General features: G+C 73.2%; 18 protein-coding genes. 6 read left to right on the top strand and 12 right to left on the bottom strand.

Features of this window, described 5'->3' with window-relative positions; translation table 11 throughout:
* Nucleotides 1-87: 87 nt before the first annotated feature.
* Nucleotides 88-1,347: a phosphoribosylamine--glycine ligase gene (gene purD, locus PUR71_RS35425; RefSeq protein WP_329931329.1), complete on the bottom strand. Its 1,260-nt coding sequence runs from the start codon at nucleotides 1,345-1,347 to the stop codon at nucleotides 88-90.
* A 379-nt stretch (nucleotides 1,348-1,726) separates the two neighbouring features.
* On the opposite strand from purD, the gene PUR71_RS35420 reads away from it, so the two are divergent.
* The gene (locus PUR71_RS35420) at nucleotides 1,727-2,512 is read left to right on the top strand and encodes an SLATT domain-containing protein (protein WP_329931328.1); all 786 of its coding nucleotides are present in this window, start codon (nucleotides 1,727-1,729) and stop codon (nucleotides 2,510-2,512) included.
* 49 nt (nucleotides 2,513-2,561) lie between these two features.
* On the opposite strand, the gene PUR71_RS35415 is transcribed toward PUR71_RS35420, so the two are convergent.
* The 3 genes from PUR71_RS35415 to PUR71_RS35405 all read right to left on the bottom strand — a co-directional run bounded on the left by PUR71_RS35415 (nucleotide 2,562) and on the right by PUR71_RS35405 (nucleotide 5,282).
* Nucleotides 2,562-3,209, bottom strand: a complete 648-nt coding sequence (locus PUR71_RS35415; RefSeq protein WP_329931327.1) for a hypothetical protein — start codon at nucleotides 3,207-3,209, stop codon at nucleotides 2,562-2,564.
* A gap of 117 nt (nucleotides 3,210-3,326) precedes the next feature.
* Nucleotides 3,327-4,310 carry a GntR family transcriptional regulator gene (locus PUR71_RS35410; RefSeq protein WP_329931326.1) on the bottom strand — a complete coding sequence of 328 codons (984 nt, stop codon included), beginning with the start codon at nucleotides 4,308-4,310 and terminating at the stop codon, nucleotides 3,327-3,329.
* A 174-nt stretch (nucleotides 4,311-4,484) separates the two neighbouring features.
* Nucleotides 4,485-5,282 carry a carbon-nitrogen family hydrolase gene (locus PUR71_RS35405; RefSeq protein ID WP_329931325.1) on the bottom strand — a complete coding sequence of 266 codons (798 nt, stop codon included), beginning with the start codon at nucleotides 5,280-5,282 and terminating at the stop codon, nucleotides 4,485-4,487.
* 173 nt (nucleotides 5,283-5,455) lie between these two features.
* On the opposite strand from PUR71_RS35405, the gene PUR71_RS35400 reads away from it, so the two are divergent.
* On the top strand, nucleotides 5,456-6,277 hold the full coding sequence (locus PUR71_RS35400) for a maleylpyruvate isomerase family mycothiol-dependent enzyme (RefSeq protein WP_329931324.1): 822 nt from the start codon (nucleotides 5,456-5,458) through the stop codon (nucleotides 6,275-6,277).
* A gap of 157 nt (nucleotides 6,278-6,434) precedes the next feature.
* Complete coding sequence (locus tag PUR71_RS35395) at nucleotides 6,435-7,298, top strand: BRO-N domain-containing protein (RefSeq protein ID WP_329931323.1); 864 nt, start codon at nucleotides 6,435-6,437, stop codon at nucleotides 7,296-7,298.
* A gap of 30 nt (nucleotides 7,299-7,328) precedes the next feature.
* Here PUR71_RS35395 and PUR71_RS35390 read toward each other — a convergent pair whose 3' ends face one another.
* From PUR71_RS35390 to PUR71_RS35380, 3 genes are all read right to left on the bottom strand, one after another.
* A complete protein-coding gene (locus PUR71_RS35390; protein ID WP_329931322.1) occupies nucleotides 7,329-8,666 on the bottom strand; it encodes an MFS transporter in 1,338 nt (445 codons plus the stop codon).
* 73 nt (nucleotides 8,667-8,739) lie between these two features.
* On the bottom strand, nucleotides 8,740-9,918 hold the full coding sequence (locus tag PUR71_RS35385; protein WP_329931321.1) for a M64 family metallopeptidase: 1,179 nt from the start codon (nucleotides 9,916-9,918) through the stop codon (nucleotides 8,740-8,742).
* 204 nt (nucleotides 9,919-10,122) lie between these two features.
* The gene (locus PUR71_RS35380; RefSeq protein WP_329931320.1) at nucleotides 10,123-11,352 is read right to left on the bottom strand and encodes a benzoate/H(+) symporter BenE family transporter; all 1,230 of its coding nucleotides are present in this window, start codon (nucleotides 11,350-11,352) and stop codon (nucleotides 10,123-10,125) included.
* A gap of 208 nt (nucleotides 11,353-11,560) precedes the next feature.
* Between PUR71_RS35380 and PUR71_RS35375 the strand changes: the two genes are divergently transcribed.
* A complete protein-coding gene (locus tag PUR71_RS35375) occupies nucleotides 11,561-12,529 on the top strand; it encodes an LAETG motif-containing sortase-dependent surface protein (RefSeq protein ID WP_329931319.1) in 969 nt (322 codons plus the stop codon).
* Nucleotides 12,530-12,610: 81 nt separating this feature from the next.
* On the opposite strand, the gene PUR71_RS35370 is transcribed toward PUR71_RS35375, so the two are convergent.
* Genes PUR71_RS35370 through pdhA form a run of 3 tightly spaced genes read right to left on the bottom strand, consistent with a single transcriptional unit; the run spans nucleotide 12,611 to nucleotide 16,206 of the window.
* Nucleotides 12,611-14,062, bottom strand: a complete 1,452-nt coding sequence (locus PUR71_RS35370; RefSeq protein ID WP_329931318.1) for a dihydrolipoamide acetyltransferase family protein — start codon at nucleotides 14,060-14,062, stop codon at nucleotides 12,611-12,613.
* Nucleotides 14,063-14,077: 15 nt separating this feature from the next.
* Nucleotides 14,078-15,052, bottom strand: coding sequence for an alpha-ketoacid dehydrogenase subunit beta (locus tag PUR71_RS35365; protein WP_443077687.1), 975 nt, complete (start codon nucleotides 15,050-15,052; stop codon nucleotides 14,078-14,080).
* The gene (gene pdhA / locus PUR71_RS35360) at nucleotides 15,052-16,206 is read right to left on the bottom strand and encodes a pyruvate dehydrogenase (acetyl-transferring) E1 component subunit alpha (RefSeq protein WP_443077686.1); all 1,155 of its coding nucleotides are present in this window, start codon (nucleotides 16,204-16,206) and stop codon (nucleotides 15,052-15,054) included. Before pdhA ends, PUR71_RS35365 begins: the two co-directional genes overlap by 1 nt.
* A 423-nt stretch (nucleotides 16,207-16,629) precedes the next feature.
* Here pdhA and PUR71_RS35355 point away from each other — a divergent pair, with 423 nt between their 5' ends.
* Nucleotides 16,630-17,289, top strand: a complete 660-nt coding sequence (locus PUR71_RS35355; RefSeq protein WP_329931317.1) for a response regulator transcription factor — start codon at nucleotides 16,630-16,632, stop codon at nucleotides 17,287-17,289.
* 67 nt (nucleotides 17,290-17,356) lie between these two features.
* Nucleotides 17,357-18,466: a phosphotransferase enzyme family protein gene (locus PUR71_RS35350; protein WP_329931316.1), complete on the top strand. Its 1,110-nt coding sequence runs from the start codon at nucleotides 17,357-17,359 to the stop codon at nucleotides 18,464-18,466.
* A 29-nt stretch (nucleotides 18,467-18,495) separates the two neighbouring features.
* On the opposite strand, the gene PUR71_RS35345 is transcribed toward PUR71_RS35350, so the two are convergent.
* Nucleotides 18,496-20,259 (bottom strand): protein kinase domain-containing protein, encoded by a 1,764-nt coding sequence (locus PUR71_RS35345; RefSeq protein ID WP_443077685.1) that lies wholly within the window; start codon nucleotides 20,257-20,259, stop codon nucleotides 18,496-18,498.
* A 111-nt stretch (nucleotides 20,260-20,370) separates the two neighbouring features.
* Complete coding sequence (locus tag PUR71_RS35340) at nucleotides 20,371-21,774, bottom strand: protein kinase domain-containing protein (protein ID WP_329931315.1); 1,404 nt, start codon at nucleotides 21,772-21,774, stop codon at nucleotides 20,371-20,373.
* Nucleotides 21,775-22,050 lie beyond the last annotated feature (276 nt).

Raw genomic sequence — 22,050 nt, 5'->3', positions numbered from 1 at the left:
CCATGGGGGTGTTTCCCACGACGCGGCGCCCTGCGGGGTGCGGCTGCCCGGCGGACGGGCCGTTGACGGGCCGTTGACGGACGGGGGTCAGGCGGTGGGCTGGGCGGTGGCCGCCTTGAGCGCGATGTCGGTGCGGTGCTGGCCGCCCTTGAGCGAGATGCGGTCGACGGCGGCGTACGCGCGGCCGCGTGCCTCGGCGAGGTCGGCGCCGGTGGCGGTGACGGACAGGACCCGGCCGCCGGCGCTCAGCACCCGGCCGTCCCCGTCCGCCGCGGTGCCGGCGTGCAGGACGAACGCGGTGCCGTCCGCCTCGGCCTCGGCGAGGCCCTCGATCGGGTCGCCGGTGCGCGGCGCGGCCGGGTAGCCCTCGGAGGCGACGACGACGGTCACGGCCGCGTCCTCGCTCCAGCGCAGCGGCTCCAGCTGGTCCAGCGTGCCGGTGGCGGAGGCCAGCAGGACGGCGGCCAGCGGGGTGCGCAGCCGGGCCAGCACGACCTGGGTCTCCGGGTCGCCGAAGCGGGCGTTGAACTCGATCACCCGGGTGCCGCGCGAGGTGAGCGCGAGGCCGGCGTAGAGCAGGCCGGAGAACTCGGTGCCGCGGCGGCGCAGCTCGTCCACGGTCGGCTGCAGGACGGTCTCCAGGACTTCCTGGACCAGCCCGGCGGGCGCCCACGGCAGCGGCGAGTAGGCGCCCATGCCGCCGGTGTTGGGGCCCTCGTCGCCGTCCAGGGCGCGCTTGAAGTCCTGGGCGGGCTGCAGCGGCAGGACGGTGGTGCCGTCGGTGATCGCGAACAGCGAGACCTCGGGGCCGTCCAGGTACTCCTCGATGACCACGCGCTCGCAGGCCGCGGCGTGGGCCAGCGCGGCGGCGCGGTCGGAGGTGACGACGACGCCCTTGCCCGCCGCCAGGCCGTCGTCCTTGACGACGTACGGTGCGCCGAAGGCGTCGAGGGCCTCGGCGGCCTCCTCCGCGGTGGTGCACACGTAGGAGCGGGCGGTCGGGACGCCGGCGCCGGCCATCACGTCCTTGGCGAAGGCCTTCGAGCCTTCCAGTCGGGCGGCCGCGCCGGACGGGCCGAAGACGGGGATGCCGACCGCGCGCACGGCGTCGGCGACGCCCGCGACCAGCGGGGCCTCCGGGCCGACGACGACGAGGTCGGCACCGAGCCGCCCGGCCAGGTCGGCCACCTGGGCGCCGTCCAGCTGGTCGACCGGGTGGACCGTCGCCACCTGCGCGATGCCGGCGTTGCCCGGGGCGCAGTGCAGCTCGGTGACGGCGGGATCTTGGGACAGGGAGCGGCACAGGGCGTGTTCGCGGGCGCCGCCGCCGATGACGAGGACCTTCACGGTTGGCAAGGGTAGTCGGTGGCCCGTTCCGGCCGCTCTCCGGTCCCGTCGGAACCTCCAATCGGTGAGCTCCGTACGCTCACGATGTCGGAGGATCCTCCAAAGCGGGGCCCCGCTGGTCGGCGTCGGAGGTCCGGGTCAGGACGGTGGGTCACCGGGGCCTCGCTCGGACGAGTGAAATCTCACCGACCCCCGCATCCCTCCGACCTCGTGTTCCGGTGGCCGAATCCGATAACGATCAAGGGGGAAGCGCCCCGCGGTCAGCCATTTGGCGGTAAGAAGTGCTGTTGGACAACCACCGGCGGACGATCCGTCAGCCGGACGCGTCACCAGACCGACCCGCACCAGACCAAGCCGCCCGCCACAGGGAGCCCCACAGGTGAGCCAGCCGGAAATGCAGCCCGAGGAGAGTGCCTGGGGCAAGGAGATCGGCGAGGAGGACCAGCCCGTCGCGGCGGTCGCCCGCCGGGCGTCCACCCGCCGCCGGACCGATCTGAGCGCCCGCCAGTTCCCGCTCGGGGACTGGGGCGAGCCGGCCGAGCGGCTGGAGGAGCTCTACCGCTGGTCCGAGGAGCGGGCGGTCGAGGCGATCGAGTGGTACCGCAAGGACCGGGTCTGGAAGCGCCGCTGGGCCCGCCTGCTGCGGTTCGGCACGGCCGGCTTCGCGGTCGGCGGGGTGTCCGCCCCGCTGGTGGACCTGACCGGCGCCGTCGCGCACGGCACCAGCTGGGGCTACGTCGGCCTGGCCCTCGCGGCGGCCTGCTACGGCACCGACCGGGCCTTCGGCCTCACCTCCGGCTGGATGCGCGACGTGAGCACCGCGCAGGCGCTGCAACGCCGCCTGGAGGCCTTCCAGTTCGACTGGGCTTCGGAGTGCGTGCGGGAGGTGCTCGGCCCGACCGAGGGCACCGCGGGCGAGGCCGCCGAGCGCTGCCTGGGCGTGCTGCGCCGCTTCTGCGAGGACGTGTCGGACATGGTCCGCACCGAGACCTCGGAGTGGATGCTGGAGTTCCGCGCGTCGATGACGCAGCTGCCCACCCAGGCCCCCGGGGCGTGGGGCGGGCGCACCGAGACCGGCGTGGGCGCCCAGGTGCGGGTGCTGCCCCCGCCGGGCACCCGGCCCACCATGCCGCGCCAGCGGCCGCCGGAGGGGCCGCTGCGGTAGCCGGGGTGGCCGGGCGGTGAGTCGAAGGAGTGGACGGCACCCGCCCGGCTCAGGCGAAGACGATCATCGAGCCCTGGGAGACGCTGCGGGTCGCCGCCGCGTACAGCCCCGCCCACGCGTGCCGCTCGCGGGCGAAGGGGTGCAGGTCGTCCAGCGGCGGGCCGAACGGCTGCTCCAGGCCGGTCGGCCCGAGCGGCTTGGTCGGGGCCGGCGGGTTGTACGGGTCGAGGCCCAGGGCCGGTGCCACGGCCTGGAGTTCGCGCAGCAGCCCGTGGCTGGAGCCCAGCGGGCCGCCGACCGCGAGCAGCGCGTCGTCCACCAGCGGCACCGCGAACTCGATCGGCACGTAGGCCCCCGCGTGGTCGAAGTGCCAGACCAGGTGGGACTGTTCGGCGCTGTTCTCGAACATCTCCAGGAGCTGCTCGTAGTCGCCGCCGAGCGAGTCGACCGGGGTGATGTCGAGGCCGGTGAGGCCCAACAGGTAGGCGCGGCGCAGGAAGTGCAGGGAGTCGTAGTCGAAGGCGGCTATCGGCTCGACCGCCCCGCTGATCCCCGGGACGTACTGGTAGACCGGCACCTCGGGCAGGCCGCGCGAAGTCAGCACGGCGTTGTACAGCGCGAGGTCGTCCCGGAAGGGGTTGTCGGGGCTGTGGCTCAGCACGTCCACGAGCGGGACGAGCCAGAGGTCGCAGGCCATGGCCGGCTCTTCCTCTCCGGGCGGGGAGTCGTCCGCGCGGACGGGGACGACTGCGGGCGGCGGTGACCGCACCGGGACGGGCCCCGACGGGGGCACCCGGTACGACGACCGCCCACCCTACCGGCCCGGCGCGCGATGCGGATCGGGCCGTCCCTGCGGGTGCTCGGGGGGCTCGGGCAGCCGCCGGCCGAACCGGCCGTAGGGGATCGAGCGCGGCTGCGGGACCAGGCCGAGCCCCAGGCCGAGCTCACGGCCCAGCTCACGGCCGAGGTCCTCGCCGTACCGCGGGCGGCCCGGCCCCGGCTGCGCGGGACCCGGCTCGACCGGCGGCGGCCCGGCCGGCCCGGGGGCCGGGGCGGGCTCCTCCTGCACGGACTCGGTGAGCAGCCCCAGCACGGCCACGGACTCCAGCGGCTGCCCGGCCAGTCCGGCCAGCAGCCGGACGGTGAACAGGTTGTACTCGCAGATGATCCGGTGCGCCCCGGCGAGGTCCCCGGCCTCGATCGCGTCCACCAGGTCGACGTGGCGGTCCCAGCACACCCCGCCCAGCGCGGGCAGCTCCCGCAGGTAGGACGCCGCGAACATCCAGGACTGCACGCGCAGCCAGTCCAGGTAGGCGCCGATCCGGCGGTTGCCGAGCAGCCCGGCGACCTCCTGCCAGAACCGGCGGTCGCAGCCCACCATGACGTCCAGGTTCCCGGCCCTGGCCGCCCGCACGGCCGCGTCGGCCCGGCGGCGCAGCGAGGGCAGCCGGGTGAGGTCGGGCAGGGCCCGGCGGGCCCGGTACTGGCGGTAGTAGCTGTCGGTGAGCAGTACCCGGGACTCGAAGATCTCCAGGAAGTCGTCCCAGCCCAGCTCGGGCACGGTGAACCCGCGGTGGTGCTCGGCCCGCAGCAGGCCCTGGGCGCCGAGGTCGACCAGCGCCTCGCGGGCCGGGGTCGCGGAGACGCCGTACAGTTCGGCGATCTCCTTGACGGTGAAGTTGCGGCCCGCCTCCAGGCGGCCGGCCATCATCTCCTCACGCAGCGCGCCCGCGATCTGCTCGCGCAGACTGTTGCGGCGGATGACGGGACGGCTGTCGCCTGCGCCGTTGCCGGCCATGCGCGCGACCTCCTCGGGCGGGCCGACCGGCCGCCCCTCGGCGGACCGGCCGAACGACGGCTGGGAACACGACGAGTGCTCATCTTCTCAAACCCACCCGGAGCAGGTACGAACCAACCCCGGGAACGGCCGGATCCCGCCCGCGCCGCACCCCGTCCCGCCCGTCCCGCGCCCTCAGCGCTGGACCGGCGCCGGGATCCCCAGCAGGCGGTCCCGCAGCACCGGGAACTCCGCCCGCGCCTTGGCCACCTCGGCCGGGTCGAACTCGACGGTCAGCACCTGCTCCCCCGCCCCGGCCTCGGCCAGCACCCGGCCCCACGGGTCCACCACGATGCTGTGCCCGGCCTGCTCGACCCCGCCGTGCGTCCCGGCGGTGTTGCAGGCGAGGACGTACGCCTGCTCCTCCACCGCGCGCGCCCGGGCCAGCAGCGTCCAGTGCTCGCGCCGCCGCTCCGGCCAGGCCGCCGGGACGACCAGCAGGTGCGCGCCCGCGTCCAGCAGGGCCCGGAACAGCTCGGGGAAGCGCAGGTCGTAGCAGGTGGCCAGGCCGAGCGTGCCGAAGTCGGTGGGCGCCGTGACGATCTCCTGCCCGGCGCCCATCACCACCGCCTCGCCGCTGTCGAAGCCGAAGCGGTGGATCTTGCGGTAGGTGTGCACGAGCTCGCCGTCGGGGGCGAACAGCAGCGAGGTGTTGTAGATCGGCCCATCCGGGTCGCGTTCGACGATCGAACCGGCGTGCAGCCAGACCCCGGCGGCCCGGGCGGCCGTCGCCATGGCGTCCGAGGTGGGCCCGTCCAGCGTTTCCGCGCCCTCCGACCAGAGGTCGTGGGCGAAGCCCCCGAGCGGCCACAGTTCGGGCAGGACCACCAGGTCACAGCCCTGCTGGGCCCGTACCAGGGAGGCCGCCCTGGCCCGTCGCTCGGCCGGCGGCTCGGTGTCGGAGACCGCGAGTTGGATCAATGAAGCGCGCACAGTACCACCGTCCACGGCAAGAGTCCTACGATCGTCACCCGAAAGCGCTGCCCGGCTGTCACCCGGCAGCGTAACGTGCGGTTAGCGTGTGCGCCCGGAGGCCGGACCAACCCGGCCGGCCGGCGGGGCAGGGTGCGCGCGGCAAGGCAGCTGACGGAGGGCCGGAGATTCCCGTGACGGACAACCAGACCGTGCAGGCGTACACCGAGGCGTGGACGCAGAGCATCGAGTCAATATCCGAACTGGTGGCACCCCTGCCCGAGGGCTCCTGGAACCGCGCCACGGAGTGCCCCGGCTGGTCCGTGCGGGACGTCGTCTCGCACATCATCGCCGTCGAGTCCGAGCTCCTCGGCGACCCCCGCCCGATCCACGCGCTGCCGCGCGACCTGCGCCACGTCACCAGCGAGTTCGCGCGCTACGTCGAGCTGCCGGTGGACAAGCGCCGCTGCCACACCGCGCTGGAGATGACCGGCGAGCTGGAGTACACGATCATCCGCCGGTCGCGGGCCCTGCGCAACGCCCGGCAGACACCCCAGGAGCCGGTGCGGTGGCCGGCCGGCCCGTTCGCCCGGGAGGTGCCCTACCACGAGCTGCTGCGCCTGCGGGCCTTCGACGTGTGGGTGCACGAGCAGGACCTGCGCCGCGCCCTGGCCGCGCCCGGCAACCTGGACTCCCCGGCCGCCCTGGTCACCCGCGACTTCCTGCTGGAGCAGCTGCCCAAGGCCGTCGCCCACAACGCGGGCGTCCCCGCCGGGACGACCCTCGTGCTGGACGTCACCGGCCCGGTCGAGTTCCTGCGCACCGTACGGGTCGACGCGGCCGGCCGCGGCGCCGTGGACGAGTCGGTCAGCCTGGCCCCCGACGTCCAGCTGACCATGGACTGGGAGACGTACGTCCGCCTCGCCTGCGGCCGCGGCCGCCCCGGCCCGGTGACCGTCGAGGGCGACAAGGAACTGGCCGAACGGGTGCTGGCGACGTTCGCGGTCACCATCTGAACGACAAGGCGCGCACCACCCGGCGTACACGTACGACCGTGCGCCGGGGCGGTACGCCTCGTGCATCCGTGCGTCAATGTGGGGCCAGTACCCCACTCGTTCGACCTCGTTGTTCCGAGCAGTCCTGCCATCACTCGGAAGAAGGAGGGGCGTCCCCATGGAGGACGAACAGGAACAGCAGGAACAGATGGTGCTGGTGCGGTCGAGCTTCCCGCTCACGGGGCAGCCGATCAGGGTGGTGGTGATCGACGGCGAGCCGTGGTTCGCGATCAAGGACGTGTGCGCCGTGCTCGACCGGGGCAGCCCGGGCTGGGCCAGCAAGATGGTCGGCCCCGACGACAAGCGGACCATCGACATGCGCTCGGTATGGGTGAGTTCAACTCATCCACACGACGTTTCCGCAGGTGGGAATGGATCCATCCGAGGAAACCCATTGCTGAGCCTCGTCAGTGAGGCAGGGCTCTACCTCCTCGTCATGAGGTCGAGGAAACCCAATGCCCGCCCGTTCCAGGAGTGGGTCACCCGTGACCTCCTCCCCTCCGTCCGCCGGGGGGACACCGACGTCCCCACCCAGCAGCGGCGGATGGCGGAGACCCTCACCGAGGCGATCGGCCAGCAGGTGCAGATCGTCGCCGAGATCGACCACGACGACTGGCCGGGCGTGACCATCCACTCGGACGGGACGGTGCACTGCCGGCACGGCGAGATGGTTTTCCACATGCCGACCCAGGAGGAGGACAGCGGCCCGCCCTTCGGCGCTTACTACGCCTGTCCGTCCGCGGAGCGGGTCGGGATCCGGGGCAGCAGGGTCGTCCCGGGCTGCCCGAAGCTGAAGCTCGTGGACCTGATCCGCCTGCGGCGCGCCGCACAGCACGAGGCCGCGCCACCCGATGACGGGCTCATGTACGCAGAGGTGGATGGCGGCCGAATCACCCGGCTCTGCGGGACACCGCCGCAGATGGCCGAGATGATCCGGGAGTACGGTCGCCGATCCGTCGGCCAATACCCTCAGAAATTCTGAGGGTATTGGCATTTCCCCAGGTCGGAGACCCTACGCAATGACCTTCCGCCGCAGCCGCAGGATCATCGCCGTCCCCACCGCCAGCGGCACGTACTGCCAGCAGAACGCCCACCGGAAGGCGGCGGCGGAGTACGTCTCCGCGCCCGCCGGGGCCAGGGCGTCCAGGAGCACCCCGATGCCGAACAGAGTGATCATCGTGCCGATGAACCCGCCCATGTTGACGATCCCGGAGGCCGTCCCGAGCCGCTCCACCGGGTTGCGGGCGCGGGCGTAGTCCAGGCCGACCAGGGAGGCCGGACCGTTGCTGCCCATCACCACGACGATCCCGGCCAGCAGCCAGACCGGCGGGTGGCCGCCGGGCCAGGCCAGGACCAGGGCCCAGCCGAGCGCAGTGGCCGTGATGACGGTGAGCACGATCGGCATCCGGGCCCGCGCCGAGACGGACAGGACCCGTCCGAACACGAAGCCGAAGGTCATGTTGCTGAGCACCAGCAGGGTCAGCAGCCCACCGGCCCCGGCGCGCGACATGCCCTGCGCCTCGACCAGGTAGGGCAGGCCCCAGAGCAGACCGAAGGCGTTGCCCGGGAACTGCGTGGTGAAGTGCACCCAGAGCCCGAGCCGGGTGCCCGGCTCCTGCCAGCAGGCCCGGATCTGCTGCCCGATCCCCGTCCGCGGCCGGTGCTGCCCCGCCACCTGCTCCACCGGCCGGACCACGGCGGGAGCGTCCTTCAGGAGGAGCGCGACCAGCGAGAACACCGCCACGCCCAGCAGCGCGATCGCCGCGAAGGTCGGCGTCCAGCCCTCGCTGTGCAGCACCTGCGCGAGCACCACCGTCGTGACCAGGTTGCCGCCCATTCCGACGAGGCCGGTCAGCTGCGCGACGAACGGGTTCTTCGCCGCCGGGAACCAGCGCGCGGCGATCCGCAGCACGCTGATGAAGGTCATCGCGTCCCCGCAGCCCAGCACCGCGCGGGAGGCCAGCGCGGGGGCGAACGAGGAGCTGAACGCGAAGGCCAGCTGCCCGGTGCTCAGCAGCAGGACGCCGAGCAGCAGCACCCGCCGCGGCCCGAACCGGTCCACCAGCAGCCCGACGGGTACCTGCATGGCCGCGTAGACCAGCACCTGGAGGATCGAGAAGGTGGAGAGCGCCGAGGCGCCGATCCCGAAGCGCTCGGCGGCGTCCAGCCCGGCCACGCCGAGGCTGGTGCGGTGGATCACCGCGAGGACGTAGACGCTGACGCCGACGGACCACGCCAGCCACGCGGCGCGCCCGCCGGGCGGGGACGCGACGGAGGCCGGGGACTCGACGGAGGAACGGGGAGCGGGGGCGGACAGGGGACGGACTGAACGGTCTGGCTCCACGGTCATAGTGCGTCCAGGGTAGTCATCCCATGATTGGACGCCCAGAGCGGGGTACGGCCGATCTCCCCGGGACCTGCGCTCAGCCGGTGACCGTCCAGGACACCGTGCGGGTCATGTACTTGTCCCGGAAGCCCTCGTCCCGCACCCAGTCCGTGGTGTCCCGGACGGTCGCCGTCACGGTGGCGGCGCGGCCGGCCGGGATGTTCAGCCGCGCGGTGTCCAGCCGCCCGCCGTTCACCGTCTGCGGATCCGCCGGGACGCCGTCCACCGTCCAGTCCACCCGCAGCTGGCGCGGCCCGGACAGCGGCAGCGGGCGGGCGTCCAGCTGCGGGCGGCCGGCGACCTCGCCGGGCGGCGGCACCGGGGGGTCGGTCGGGCGGATCCGGCGGTACAGCTCCTCGATGATCGCCTCCCGCGAGGGCAGGTTGTAGGCACTGCCCAGGGTGCGCATCACCGAGTCCTGCGTCGGCCGGTAGAGGCCGTTGGCGCTGCGGTACGCCCCGATCGTCCCGGCGCCGTCCGGGGACTCGGCGCCCAGCCAGCGCCACCACTTGGTCTGCTTCTTGCGCATGTCGTCGGCGTTGAGGGTGGAGAGGTTCGGGTAGTCGGCGTCGTCCGGAGCGGAGTCGTACTCGTCCCCGAGGTCCCCCACGGTGTGGCCGATCTCGTGCTGGATGATCCGCCCCGCGTCCGGGCTGCCGCCCGCCAGGGTGGTCACCCCGGTGCCCCCGGCGCCGCCGTACTCGGTCGAGTTGGCCAGTGCTATCAGGTACTGCGGCCCGGCACTGTCCCCCGCCAGCCGGGCGGTGGCCGCCTCGTCCGCGCAGAGCAGCCGGGCGGTGCCCTCGCACCAGAAGTGCATGCCGAGCGGGGTCGAGGGGTTGCGGCCGCGGCTCTCCGTCTCCGCTATCCCGGAGACCGGCGAGACCACCTCGACCCGCCGTATGTTGAAGAACGCCTGGTAGCTGCGGAACGGCTCGATGTCCATCAGCGAATGCCAGGCCCGGTCCGCCTGCTGCTGGAAGAGGTCCTGTTCGGCCGCCGTGTAGCCGTCGCCGAGCAGCACCAGGGTGATCCGGTTGGCCGGGTCACCGGTGCGGCGTATGTCGACGGTCGGGGCGGGCGCGGCGCCGCGCAGGTCGGCGCGCTGCGCCGTGTGCGGCGGCACCGCCCGGTCGACCGGGGCGCCCGCACCGATCACGCCGAACGGCGAGGGACCGACCAGCTCCAGGGCGGCCGGGAGTACGGCGGTGGACACCAGCACGAGCGCGGCCAGACTCCGAACGAGACGGCCAGGGTTGCCAGGCGGCATACGGGTGCGTCCTCGGGGCTCCGGTCACCCGGCGTCGCCCGGGTGGTGGAGCGGAGACGTACCCGACCCGGCGTGTCGCCCCCACCGGCGGACGAAAAAGTCACCGACCTGGCCGAACGATCCACATCGGACCACTCATACCAATGAATCTCACCCGGGCTTCCGCGCCAGGCCCAGCACCAGGTGCGTCCCGAGCCCGAACAGCAGCCCCCAGAACGCCGAGCCGATCCCGAACAGGCTCATCCCCGACGCACTCGCCAGGAACGTCACCACCGCCGCGTCCCGCCCCCGCTCCTCCGCGACCGCCGCCGCCAGACTGCCCTGCAGCGACGCCAGCAGCGCGACCCCGGCGATCACCGCGATCAGCTCCTTCGGCAGCGCGGTGAACAGGCTCACCAGCACCCCGCCGAAGCTGCCCACAACCACGTACAGCGCCCCCGAGGACATCCCCGCGACGTAGCGCCGGCGCGGGTCCGGGTGGGCCTCCGGGCCCGAGCAGATCGCCGCAGTGATCGCCGCGAGGTTGACCCCGGGCGAGCCGAACGGCGCCATCAGCAGCGACACCACCCCGGTCGACCCGATCAGCAGGCGGTCGTCCGCCCGGTAGCCGAAGGCCCGCATCACTCCGAGACCCGGCGCGTTCTGCGAGGCCAGGACGACGATCGTGAGCGGCAGCGCGAGCCCCACCGCTGCCGACCAGGAGAACGCCGGCAGCGTCGGCACCGGCACCGTCGGCCCGCCGGACCCCACCCGCAGCGGCAGGCCGACCGTGACCGCCGCCAGCACCCCGCCCACCAGCAGCGCCACCGGCACGGCGTAGCGCGGCGCGAACCGCTTGGCCAGCAGGAACGCCGCGAAGCTCCCGACCACCAGCACCGGTGCGGTGTGCACCGCCCCGAAGATCCCGGCGCCGAACGAGAAGAGGATGCCCGCGAGCATCGCGTTGACGATCCCCACCGGAACCGCCGCGATCAGCCGCCCGAACCACCCCGTCACCCCGAACAGCGTCACCACGACCGCGCACACCACGTACGCCCCGACCGCCTCCCGGTACGGGTACGCCCCGAGGCTCGTCACCAGCAGTGCCGCCCCCGGTGTCGACCAGGCCGTGATCACCGGCGTCCGGGTCCACCAGCTCAGCAGGAACCCGCTCACCCCGCTGCCGACGCCCACCGCCCAGATCCAGGACGCCGTGTGCGCCGCGTCCAGCCGCCCCGCCGAGGCCGCCGCGAGCACCACCACCAGCGGCCCCGAGAACGACACGGCGATGCACACCAGCCCCGCCAGCAACGCCGTCCCCGACGCGTCCCGCCGCAGCGACCGCCGCTCCCCACCCTCGCCCGGCACCGTTTCCGGACGGAAAGTCAGCTCATCCGTCATTCCGGCAGTATCCCGAAGCACGGCTCCGGGAGGCCTCCGAAAAAACTTGTGAAGTCACCTGCAACCACCGCCGGGGACGCGCGTCTATACGGATGAAGGCACGGAGAGCGAGACCGGCGGAGCCGGGGGGCGCTTTTGCTCAGGAAGAGCGGAGCCGGTCGTCTTCACCCACCACACCGTCAGACCCATGACCCTGGGGAGTCACGTCATGCGCACGTCCGTTATCACCCGTTTTGCGAAGAACACCCGCTCGCTCTCCACCCGCCGCGGCCTCGCCGCCGTCGCCACCACCGTCGTCCTCGCCGGCGGCGTCCAGATCCTCGCCACCGACACCGCCTGGGCCTGTGCCGGCCCGTACCAGGCGAACAACCCCACCATCTCCGAGGAGGCCCAGGCGCGGCACCACGACGGTGCTCCGGTCGCCGGCTTCGTCGCACCGGCCCCGGCCTCGCTGACCGCCGGTTCGAGTGCCGAACTGGGTGTGGAATTCGGCAACTTCACCGGTGCCGACTACGACGAGGCAGCCCCCAGCCTCACCCTGCTGAGCCCCAGCGGTGTCGCGAACCGCCCCCTCCTCAAGTACCTGACGGTCGAGGCCATGCATGACGGCTCCTGGAAGCAGCTCACCATCGACAACGGCTGCCTCGGCGAGGCCATCCGGGTCGACACCTCGCCGCTGTTGCAGCACCTGGCCAACGGCCGCGCGAGCCGAGTGACGTTCCGGGTCAGCCTGGCGGCCGACGCCCCCAAGGAGCTCGCCTCGCTGTCGATCACCACGTCCGCCTGGGCCGAGGTCAGCGGCACCGGCAAGTCCGCGAGCACGACCGTCAAGATCCGCCACACCCCCGCCGAGCCCGCGGCCACTCCCACCGCGGAGCCCACCCGGAGCGGCAAGCCCGCGCCCGGCAAGACCGCCAAGCCGGCCAAGCCCGCCCACGAGGCCCAGTCCGCCGCCGACGAGACCAAGGCCGCCACGCAGGCGCTCAAGTCGCCTGAGCCGAAGGCCACTTCCGCGGCGCCCTCCGCCCCTGCCACCACCGCGCCGGCCGGCACCCCCGAGCTCGCCCAGACCGGTTCCTCCTCCGCCAACACCTTCCTCGCCGGCTCCGCCGCCGCCCTCCTCGCACTCGGCGCCGGCGTCCTGATCGCCGTCCGCCGCCTCCGTCCCCGGCGCTAGTCGACGAGCGGGCGGCACGAAGGGGCCCTCCTGCGCACCGATGGTGCGCAGGAGGGCCCCTTCTCAGGTCCTACCGGCCGGTCAGCCCCAGGTGATCAGGCGCTTCGGCTGCTCCAGGAGGGCGGCCACGTCGGCCAGCACCCTGGAACCCAGTTCCCCGTCCACCAGGCGGTGGTCGAAGGACAGCGCCAGCGTGGTCACCTGACGCGGGACCACCTTGCCCTTGTGCACCCACGGCAGCTCCCGGACCGCGCCGAAGGCGAGGATCGCGGCCTCGCCCGGGTTGAGGATCGGGGTGCCGGTGTCGACGCCGAAGACGCCGACGTTGGTGATGGTGACCGTGCCGCCCTGCATGTCGGCCGGCGAGGTCTTGCCCTGGCGGGCGGTCTCGACCAGCTCGCCGAGCGAGGTGGCCAGCCCGGACAGGGTCTTGGCGCCGGCGTCCTTGATGTTGGGCACGATCAGGCCGCGCGGGGTGGCCGCGGCGATGCCGAGGTTCACCTGGCCCTTGATGACGATCTCCTGGGCCGCCTCGTCCCACTGCGCGTTGATCTCGGGGTGCCGCTTGATCGCGGTGAGCAGCGCCTTGGCGACGATCAGCAGCGGGCTGACCCGGACGTCCCGGCCCAGCTCGCCGCTCTCCTTGAGCTTGCGGACGAACTTCATCGTGCGGGTCACGTCGACCTGGACGAACTCGGTGACGTGCGGCGCGGTGAACGCCGAGGCCACCATGGCCTGCGCGGTGGCCTTGCGGACGCCCTTGATCGGCACCCGGACGTCGCCCGTGCCGGACCCGGACACGACGACCGGGGCCTCGACCGACTCGACCGCGACGGGCTCGGCGACGGCGACCGCGGCCGGAGCCGGAGCCGAGGTGGCGGCGGTCAGCGCCGACGCGTGCGCGTGCACGTCCTCGCGGGTGACGACGCCGTCCCGGCCGGTCGGGATGACCGCGCGCAGGTCGATGCCGAGGTCCTTGGCCAGCTTGCGCACCGGCGGCTTGGCCAACGGCCGGTCGCCGACGGGCTGTTCGGCCACGGCGGGAGCCACGGCCGGAGTCGGAGCCGGGGCGACCGGCGCCGCGGGGGCGGCCGGAGCGGCCACGACCGTGGTCGTGGTGGTCCGGCGGGCCCGGCGCTGGGCGGTGCCGGTCCGCGGACCGTAGCCGACCAGCACCTCGCGCCGCTCGGGCTCGGCCGGTGCGGCGGGCGCCTCGGCGGCCGGGGCCGGAGCCGGAGCAGCGGCGGGGGCGGTCGGAGCCGGGGCCCCGCCCTCCCCGGCGACCGCGACCGAGATGATCACGGTGCCGACGTCGACCGTCGCGCCCTCGGGGAAGAAGAGCTGCTCGACGACCCCGTTGAACGGGATCGGCAGCTCCACCGCGGCCTTGGCGGTCTCCACCTCGCACACGACCTGGCCGTCCGTCACCGTGTCACCCGGCTTGACGTACCAGCTGAGGATCTCGGCCTCGGTGAGGCCCTCGCCCACATCGGGCATCTTGAACTCGCGGAGCGAGCGAACTTCGGTGGCCATCTTCGCTCTCCCGGATCAGAACGCGAGCGCGCGGTCGACGGCGTCGAGCACGCGGTCCAGGTCGGGCAGGAACGCCTCCTCGACCCTGGACGGCGGGTACGGCGCGTGGTAGCCGCCGACCCGCAGGACCGGCGCCTCCAGGTGGTAGAAGCACCGTTCCGTGAGGCGGGCGGCCAGCTCGGCGCCCATGCCCATGAAGACCGGCGCCTCGTGCACCACGACGGCCCGGCCGGTGCGCTTGACCGACTCCTCCAGGGTGGCGAAGTCCACCGGGGAGAGCGAGCGCACGTCGACGACCTCCAGGCGGCGGCCGTCCTCCTCGGCTGCCGCGGCGGCCTCCAGGCAGACCTTGACCATCGGGCCGTAGGCGATCAGCGTCGCGTCGGCACCGGGGCGCACGATCCGGGCGTCGTACAGGCCCAGGTCGGCGGCGTCGCCGACCTCGCCCTTGTCCCAGTAACGGCGCTTGGGCTCCAGGAAGATCACCGGGTCGTCGGAGGCGATGGCCTGCCGCAGCATCCAGTGCGCGTCGTGCGCGCTGGACGGGGTGACCACGCGCAGGCCGGCGGTGTGCGCGAAGTACGCCTCGTGCGACTCGCTGTGGTGCTCGACCGCGCCGATGCCACCCGCGTAGGGGATGCGGATCGTGACCGGCATCTTGACGTGCCCGAGCGCGCGGGCGTGCATCTTGGCCAGCTGGGAGACGATCTGGTCGAAGGCCGGGTAGACGAAGCCGTCGAACTGGATCTCCACGACGGGACGGTAGCCGCGCAGCGCCAGGCCGATCGCGGTGCCGACGATGCCGGACTCGGCGAGCGGGCTGTCGATGACCCGGCCCTCGCCGAAGTCCTTCTGCAGGCCGTCGGTGATCCGGAAGACGCCGCCGAGCTTGCCGATGTCCTCGCCCATCAGGACGGTCTTCGGGTCCTCCTCCAGCGACTTGCGCAGGGCGCTGTTGAGCGCCTTCGCGATGCTGAGCTGACCGGCCATCAGAGGTTCTCCCCCGCCTCGAAGGAGGCCGCGTACTCGACGTACTCGGCCCGTTCCTCATCGACAAGCCCGTGCGGCTCGCTGTACACGTGGTCGAAGATCAGCGTCGGGTCCGGGTCCGGCATGCCGCGCACGCCCTCGCGCACCCGCAGCCCCAGCTGCTCGCTCTCCGCGTCGATCGCGGCGAAGAACTCCTCGTCCGCGATGCCCTCCTTCTCCAGGAGGGTGCGCAGCCGCAGGATCGGGTCCTTGGCCTTCCAGGCCTCGGTCTCCTCGGCGAGCCGGTAGCGGGTCGGGTCGTCGGAGGTGGTGTGGGCACCCATCCGGTAGGTGAACGCCTCGATCAGCACCGGGCCGTTGCCGCTGCGGGCGTGGTCGAGGGCCCAGCGGGTCACGGCCAGGCAGGCCAGCACGTCGTTGCCGTCGACCCGGACGCCCGGGAAGCCGAAGCCGGAGGCGCGGCGGTACAGCGGGATCTTGGTCTGGGTGGTGGTGGGCTCGGAGATCGCCCACTGGTTGTTCTGGCAGAAGAACACCACGGGGGCGTTGTAGACCGAGGCGAAGGTGAAGGCCTCGTTGACGTCGCCCTGGCTGGAGGCGCCGTCGCCGAAGTACGCGATGACCGCGTCGTCCGCGCCGTCCTTGGTGATGCCCATCGCGTAGCCGGTCGCGTGCAGGGTCTGCGCGCCGATCACGATGGTGTACAGGTGGAAGTTCTTCTCGTTCGGGTCCCAGCCGCCGTGGTTCACGCCGCGGAACATGCCGAGCAGGTTCAGCGGGTCGACGTCGCGGCACCAGGCCACACCGTGCTCGCGGTAGGTGGGGAAGGCGTAGTCGCCGGTGCGCATGGCGCGACCCGAGCCGACCTGGGCGGCCTCCTGGCCGAGCAGCGAGGCCCACAGGCCCAGCTCGCCCTGGCGCTGGAGCGCGGTGGCCTCGCCGTCGAACCGGCGCACCAGCACCAGGTCGCGGTAGAGGGCGCGCAGCTCCTCCGGAGTGGTGGTGAGCGGGAAGTCCGGGTGCTCGACCCGCTCGCCTTCCGGCGTCAGCAGTTGGACGAGTTCCGGCTGGGCGTCCGTACCCGTGGCGCGCAGGGTGTCAGGGACGGAGGGGGCCGCCTTCTTGCGGGCCCTCGCCGTGCTTTTGACGGTCACGTTCACTCCTCGGTCTGTCCGGCCGCCCGGGGTCGCCGGTGACCGGTCCGGTCACCGCCTCGCGGGGCGCGTGGGTATGCGCACCTGTTGCGGGGCAGGTGGTGATCCTGTTCCGACGGCGTCCCTCACGAGAACGTTACCCAGCGTCCGCCCTTGGCGCGCCTGCGCTAGGACGTCCTACTTGTTCGGGGTCTACAACCCAGAGGGTGCCGCGCTCGGCTCGCCGTCGGTTGGGTGGAGTGACGGACCGCGTGACGCAGCTCTCAATTCGGGCGCCTTCAGGACACCAGCGCACGTTATCCGGGCGACGGCCCGTACGTAAGGGGGTTCTCGGTATCGGTTTCGGACCGGTCTGGCCGGAACACACCCCTGGGGCGGTACGCACGAGAGGCCACTTGTAGGGTGATATGGGAGGTTTTGGGCGTGAGTGATAACGGACAAATCAGAGTTTTCCTGCTCGACGACCACGAGGTGGTCCGACGGGGCGTGCACGACCTGCTCTCGGTCGAGGACGACATCGAGGTGGTCGGGGAGGCCGGAACCGCCGCCGAGGCGATCGCCCGGATCCCCGCCGTCCACCCGGACGTGGCGGTGCTCGACGTGCGACTGCCGGACGGCAACGGGGTCGAGGTCTGCCGGGAGGTCCGCTCGCGGCTGCCCGAGCTGAAGTGCCTGATGCTCACCTCCTTCTCGGACGACGAGGCGCTGTTCGACTCGATCATGGCCGGGGCCTCCGGCTACGTCCTGAAGGCCATCCGCGGCACCGACCTGATCACCGCGGTGCGGGACGTCGCGGCCGGGAAGTCGCTGCTCGACCCGGTCGCCACCAGCCGGGTGCTCGCCCGACTGCGCGACGGCGGCGAGAAGGAGGACGAACGGCTCGCCCAGCTCACCAGGCAGGAGCGCCGGATCCTCGACCTGATCGGCGAGGGGATGACGAATCGTCAGATCGGCAACGAGTTGCACCTGGCCGAGAAGACGGTGAAGAACTACGTCTCCAGTCTGCTCGCCAAGATGGGCATGGAGCGACGCACCCAGGCGGCGGCCTTCGTGGCTCGGCACCAGGCCGACCAGCAGCACTGAGCCCAAGCAGCAGCACAGTTCTGACGCGTTGTCAAGGGCCCCCGCCAGGGGGCCATAACCTCTGGCTGTGACTTTCAGCCAGACCCTCGCCTGCGCCCCGGCCCGCCCCGACCTCTCCGCACCGCCGATAGGGACCCTCAGTCCACCCGTCCCGCGAGAAGCCCTGGCCGAGGTCCTGCGCCGCTACCCGATCGGACGGATACTGACCGCCGAACCGGTCGCCGAGGGCCTGCTCAACCGCGGCTACCGGGTCGTGACCGAGGCCGGTCCCCATTTCTTGAAGTGCTACGTCGACGCCGCCACCGCCAACCGCCCGAAGATCGTCGCCCACCACCGCGCCATGGCCGCGCTGCACGCCCTCGGCCTGCCCGTCGCACCTCCGCTGACCCGCACCGACGGCGCCGGGACGGTGGCCTCCTACGGCGGCCGGCTGTTCGCCCTCTTCCCGTGGGTCGATGGCCGACACCGGCACGGGACGGAGCTCCCCCTGCCGCAGTGCGACGCGCTCGGCGCGCTGCTCGGCCACCTGCACGGCGCGCTCGACGACGTCTGCGCCCCGCTCGACCAGCCCGACGGCTACCGCAGCGCCGACCCCCTGGACAGCGCCGTCCTCGCCCGCGACCTGCTCGCGCACGCCCGCGCCCACCGCCCGTACGGCGACCTCGACGCCCTGGCCGAACGACGGCTCGCCGAACGGCTGGAACTGCTCGCCGACCACGCCCACCGCCGCCCCGCCCCGCAGGCCGCCCCGCCCACCGGCTGGACCCACGGCGACTTCCACGGTCTCAACCTGCTCCACCCGGAAGCCCCCGGCACCCCCGGGGCGGACGGCGTCGTGGCCGTCCTTGACTGGGACAAGCTCGGCCCGCAGCCGCGCGCCGAGGAGGCCGTCCGGGCCGCCACGCTGCTCTTCAACGACCGGACGACGGGCACGCTGGACCTCGTCCGGGTGCGGCACTACTCACAGGCCTACCGGGCCACCGGCGCCGCCACCGCCGAACACCTCGCCGCCGCCGCCCACCGGGTCTGGTGGGAGCGGCTGAACGACTTCTGGATGCTGCAGTGGCGCTACCAGCGGGGCGACCACCGGGCCGACCCGCTCTACCCCGCCTCGGCGGGCCAGTTGGCCTGGTGGTGCCAGGAGTACGAACAGGTCCTGGACGCCTTCGCCAACTGACCCCGGCCGCAGGCCGGTTCAGCCCCCGATCAGCTGAGCGTCGGCGGCGCCGTGATCGGGGGCTTGCTCGGCGGCGCCGGCTGGCTGGTGCCCGGGTTCGCGCCCGTCGGCGTGCTCCCGCCGCCGCTCGGCGTCGACGGTGCCGACGTCGGCGAGTTGCTCGACGACGCCGATGCCGACGGCGAGTGCGTCGAGGTCGGTGTCGGCGTCTGGCTCTGCGTGTGCCTGTTCGTCGGCTGCGGCGACGTGTTGTTGCCGCCGTTGCCGCCGCCGAAGTTGCCGTTGTCGGTCGGCTGCGAGGGCCTCCGGCTGTTGGTGTTGGAGGCCGGCGGGCTCTGGCTGCCGCTCGCGGGCGGCGTGGTGGCGTCGGTGGTGCTCACCGCCGGGGCGGGCGAGCTGGGACCGAGGTCGGTGCCGCCGCCCCCGCCGCCACCGCCGCCGCTGAGCGCGAGGGCGATGCCGACGCCGGCCGCGACCAGCACGGCCGCGATGCCGGCCACCCAGCCCCACGGACCGCGCCGCCGCCCGTACCCGTCGTCGTCCCCGCCGTCGTGGCCGCCGTCGTACGGGCCACCCGGGCCCTGGTAGGGCGAGGACGGCGTGTGCGGGCCCACGGGCGGCTGGCCGCCGTGGTAAGGCAGCACCGAGGTCGCGTCGCTCGCACCGATCGCGCCGAAGGCCGCGGTGGCCGCCGTCTGGTCCGGCCGGAGCACCTGCGTGGCGCCGGTGTCGCCCGGACCCGCCACGAGCAGCCCGGCCGTGGCGCCGGCCCAGCCGGCCCCGGCCGCGCCGTGCATCTCGCGCAGCGCGTGCTGGACGTGCGCGCGGAACTCGTCGGCGTCCTGGAAGCGGTCGTCCGGGTTCTTCGCGAGCGAGCGCAGCACGATCCCGTCGAGGCCGACCGGCACCCGGCTGTTGGCCTGCGAGGGCGGCACCGGCGGGTCCTGGACGTGCTGGTAGACCACCGAGAGCGGGGTGTCGCCGGTGAACGGCGGGCGCAGCGTCAGCAGCTCGTAGAGCATGCAGCCGGCCGCGTAGAGGTCGGAGCGGTGGTCGACCGGCTTGCCGAGGGCCTGCTCGGGCGACAGGTACTGCGGGGTGCCCATCACCATGCCGGTCTGGGTCATGGTGGTGGCCCCGCCGGTCAGCGCGCGGGCGATGCCGAAGTCCATCACCTTGACCGCGCCGTTGGTCGTGATGATCACGTTGGCGGGCTTGATGTCGCGGTGCACGATGCCGTGCCGGTGGCTGTAGGCGAGCGCCTCCAGCACCCCGGCGATGATGATCAGCGCCTGGTCGACCGGCGGCGCGGCCTCGTCCACCAGCAGCTCGCGGACGGTCCGGCCCTCGACCAGCTCCATCACGATGTACGGGGTGGACTCGTCGCCGAAGTACTCCTCGCCCGTGTCGTAGACCGAGACGATCGAGTGGTGGTTCAGCGCGGCGACGGCGTGCGCCTCGCGGGTGAACCGCGCCCGGGCGATGTCGTCCTGGGCGAGTTCGCCGCGCAGCAGCTTGACCGCGACGGTCCGGCCGAGCCGGATGTCCTCGGCGGCGAACACCTCGGCCATGCCCCCACGGCCGAGCCGGTGGGTCATCCGGTAGCGGCCGTCACCGACCGTGCCCAGCGGGGCGGCGGTGCCGCGCCCGGGGGTCTGCGGGCCGCCGGGCGGCACCGGCTGGAACGCGCTGGTCGCGGCGTCGCTCCCGGGCGCGCTCGGCTGCGGGGCCCCGCCGGTCCGGCCGGCCGCCCGGGCGCCCTCGTCGTCGTCCGGATGCTGCGTCTGTGCCATCGCTCCTCGCCCCGGGCGTTCGCTCGGATCGCGGTGCCCTGTCGCTTTCGTATCCCCGAACGCTACCGCCTCCGGCGAGCGGCGTGACACGCCCGATCCGGCCGTGACCGGTCAGAGCAGCCCGGAGCGGTCGGGGGCGTCCAGCACCAGCACCGCGGCGGACGGCGCGGAGCTGCCGTAGGTGGTCTTGTGGGTGTTGTTCGCCTTGTTGATCACGATCGCGATGATGATGCCCGCCAGGACGAGCACCCCGATGATGATCATGATGACCACGGCCGCCGTCGAGCAGCCGCCGCCACTGGCCGCCGGGGCCGGGTTCGGCCGGTACGGCGGCACGGACTGCGGCGGCGGGGTGTGCGCGGGCCGCTGGAACGGCTGCGGCGTCTGGTAGGCCGGCGGCGGCGTCTGGTACTGCGGCTGCTGGGGGAAGGGATGCGGCGTCTGCGGGGCCTGCGGACGCGGGGTCTGGTAGGCCGGCGGCGGCGTCTGGTACTGCGGCTGCTGCGGCGCACCGCCCTGCTGGAGGTACTGCGGGTGCGGCGTCTGCGGGTTCTGCGGCGCGGCGTGCACCGAGCGCGGGCCCTCGTTGATCACCAGCGGCGTGCTCGCCTGCAGCGAGTGGCCGCCGCCGCCCTTGAGCTCGGCGATGAGCCGCTCGGCCTCGTCCCGCATGGCCTCGGCGCTCGCGAAGCGGTGGGCCGGGTCCTTGCGCAGCGCCTGGGCCACGAACGCGTCCACCGCCGGCGGCAGCGACGGGTTCATCGTGGACGGCGCGGGCGGCTCCTCCTGCACGTGCTTGTAGGCGATCGAGAACGCCGAGTCGCCGTCGAAGACCAGCTGGCCGGTGAGCATCTCGAAGAGCATCACGCCGACCGAGTACAGGTCGGAGCGGGCGTCGACCGGCTTGCCGAGCGCCTGCTCGGGCGACAGGTACTGCGGGGTGCCGACCACCATGCCGGTCTGGGTCATCGACGTGACGCCGGACTCCAGCGCCCGGGCGATGCCGAAGTCCATGACCTTGACGTTGCCCTTGCGGTCGAACATGACGTTGCCGGGCTTGATGTCGCGGTGCACGAGGCCCATGTCGTGCGAGGCCTCCAGCGCGTTCAGCACGCCGATGGTGACCCGCAGGGCCTCCTCGGTCGGCATCGCGCCGTACTGCGCGACCGCCTCGTTGATCGTCTCGCGCAGGCCCTTGCCGTCGATCAGCTGCATGACGATGTACGGCGTGCTGGAACCGTCGGGGGCGACGTCCTCGCCGCTGTCGTACACCGTGACGATGTTCGGGTGCTCCAGGCGGGCCACCGCCTGCGCCTCGCGGCGGAACCGCTCCTTGAAGGAGTCGTCCCGGCCCAGCTCGCTGTGCATGCTCTTCAGCGCGACCTGTCGGCCCAGCACGCTGTCGAAGGCGAGGTGCACGGAGGCCATGCCGCCCTCGCCCAGCAGCCGCTGCAACACGTAGCGGCCGTTGCCCAGGGAGTAGCCCTCGACCGCCGCGTTGCCGTGCTCGCTCATCTGCTGCTCCCCCTCGGCGCGGGCGTCATCGCCGCGACCGTGACGTTCGGTCTCGTCCGTGCGTGCTGCGGTCCGGGCCCGTCGGCCGGCCCGGCCCCCTGCCGTGGCGGCTGCACCGGCCTGCGACAGGGGGCCAGGGTATCGGCTCTCGCCGACGGTGATCGGTCCAGGGCCGGTCCTCGGTCCCGATCCCCGGGGCTACCCGTCGGTAGCCCGCCCGGAGGCGGGCCGTCCCGGTACGACCCGCGGGCGCGGCCGGGCCGGCACCGCCTGCCG

The organism is Streptomyces sp. SP17BM10, assembly GCF_036322405.1.
GTDB lineage: Bacteria > Actinomycetota > Actinomycetes > Streptomycetales > Streptomycetaceae > Kitasatospora.
The sequence above is the reverse complement of the archived record's forward strand: the minus strand, read 5'-3'. Positions and strand labels throughout refer to the sequence as shown.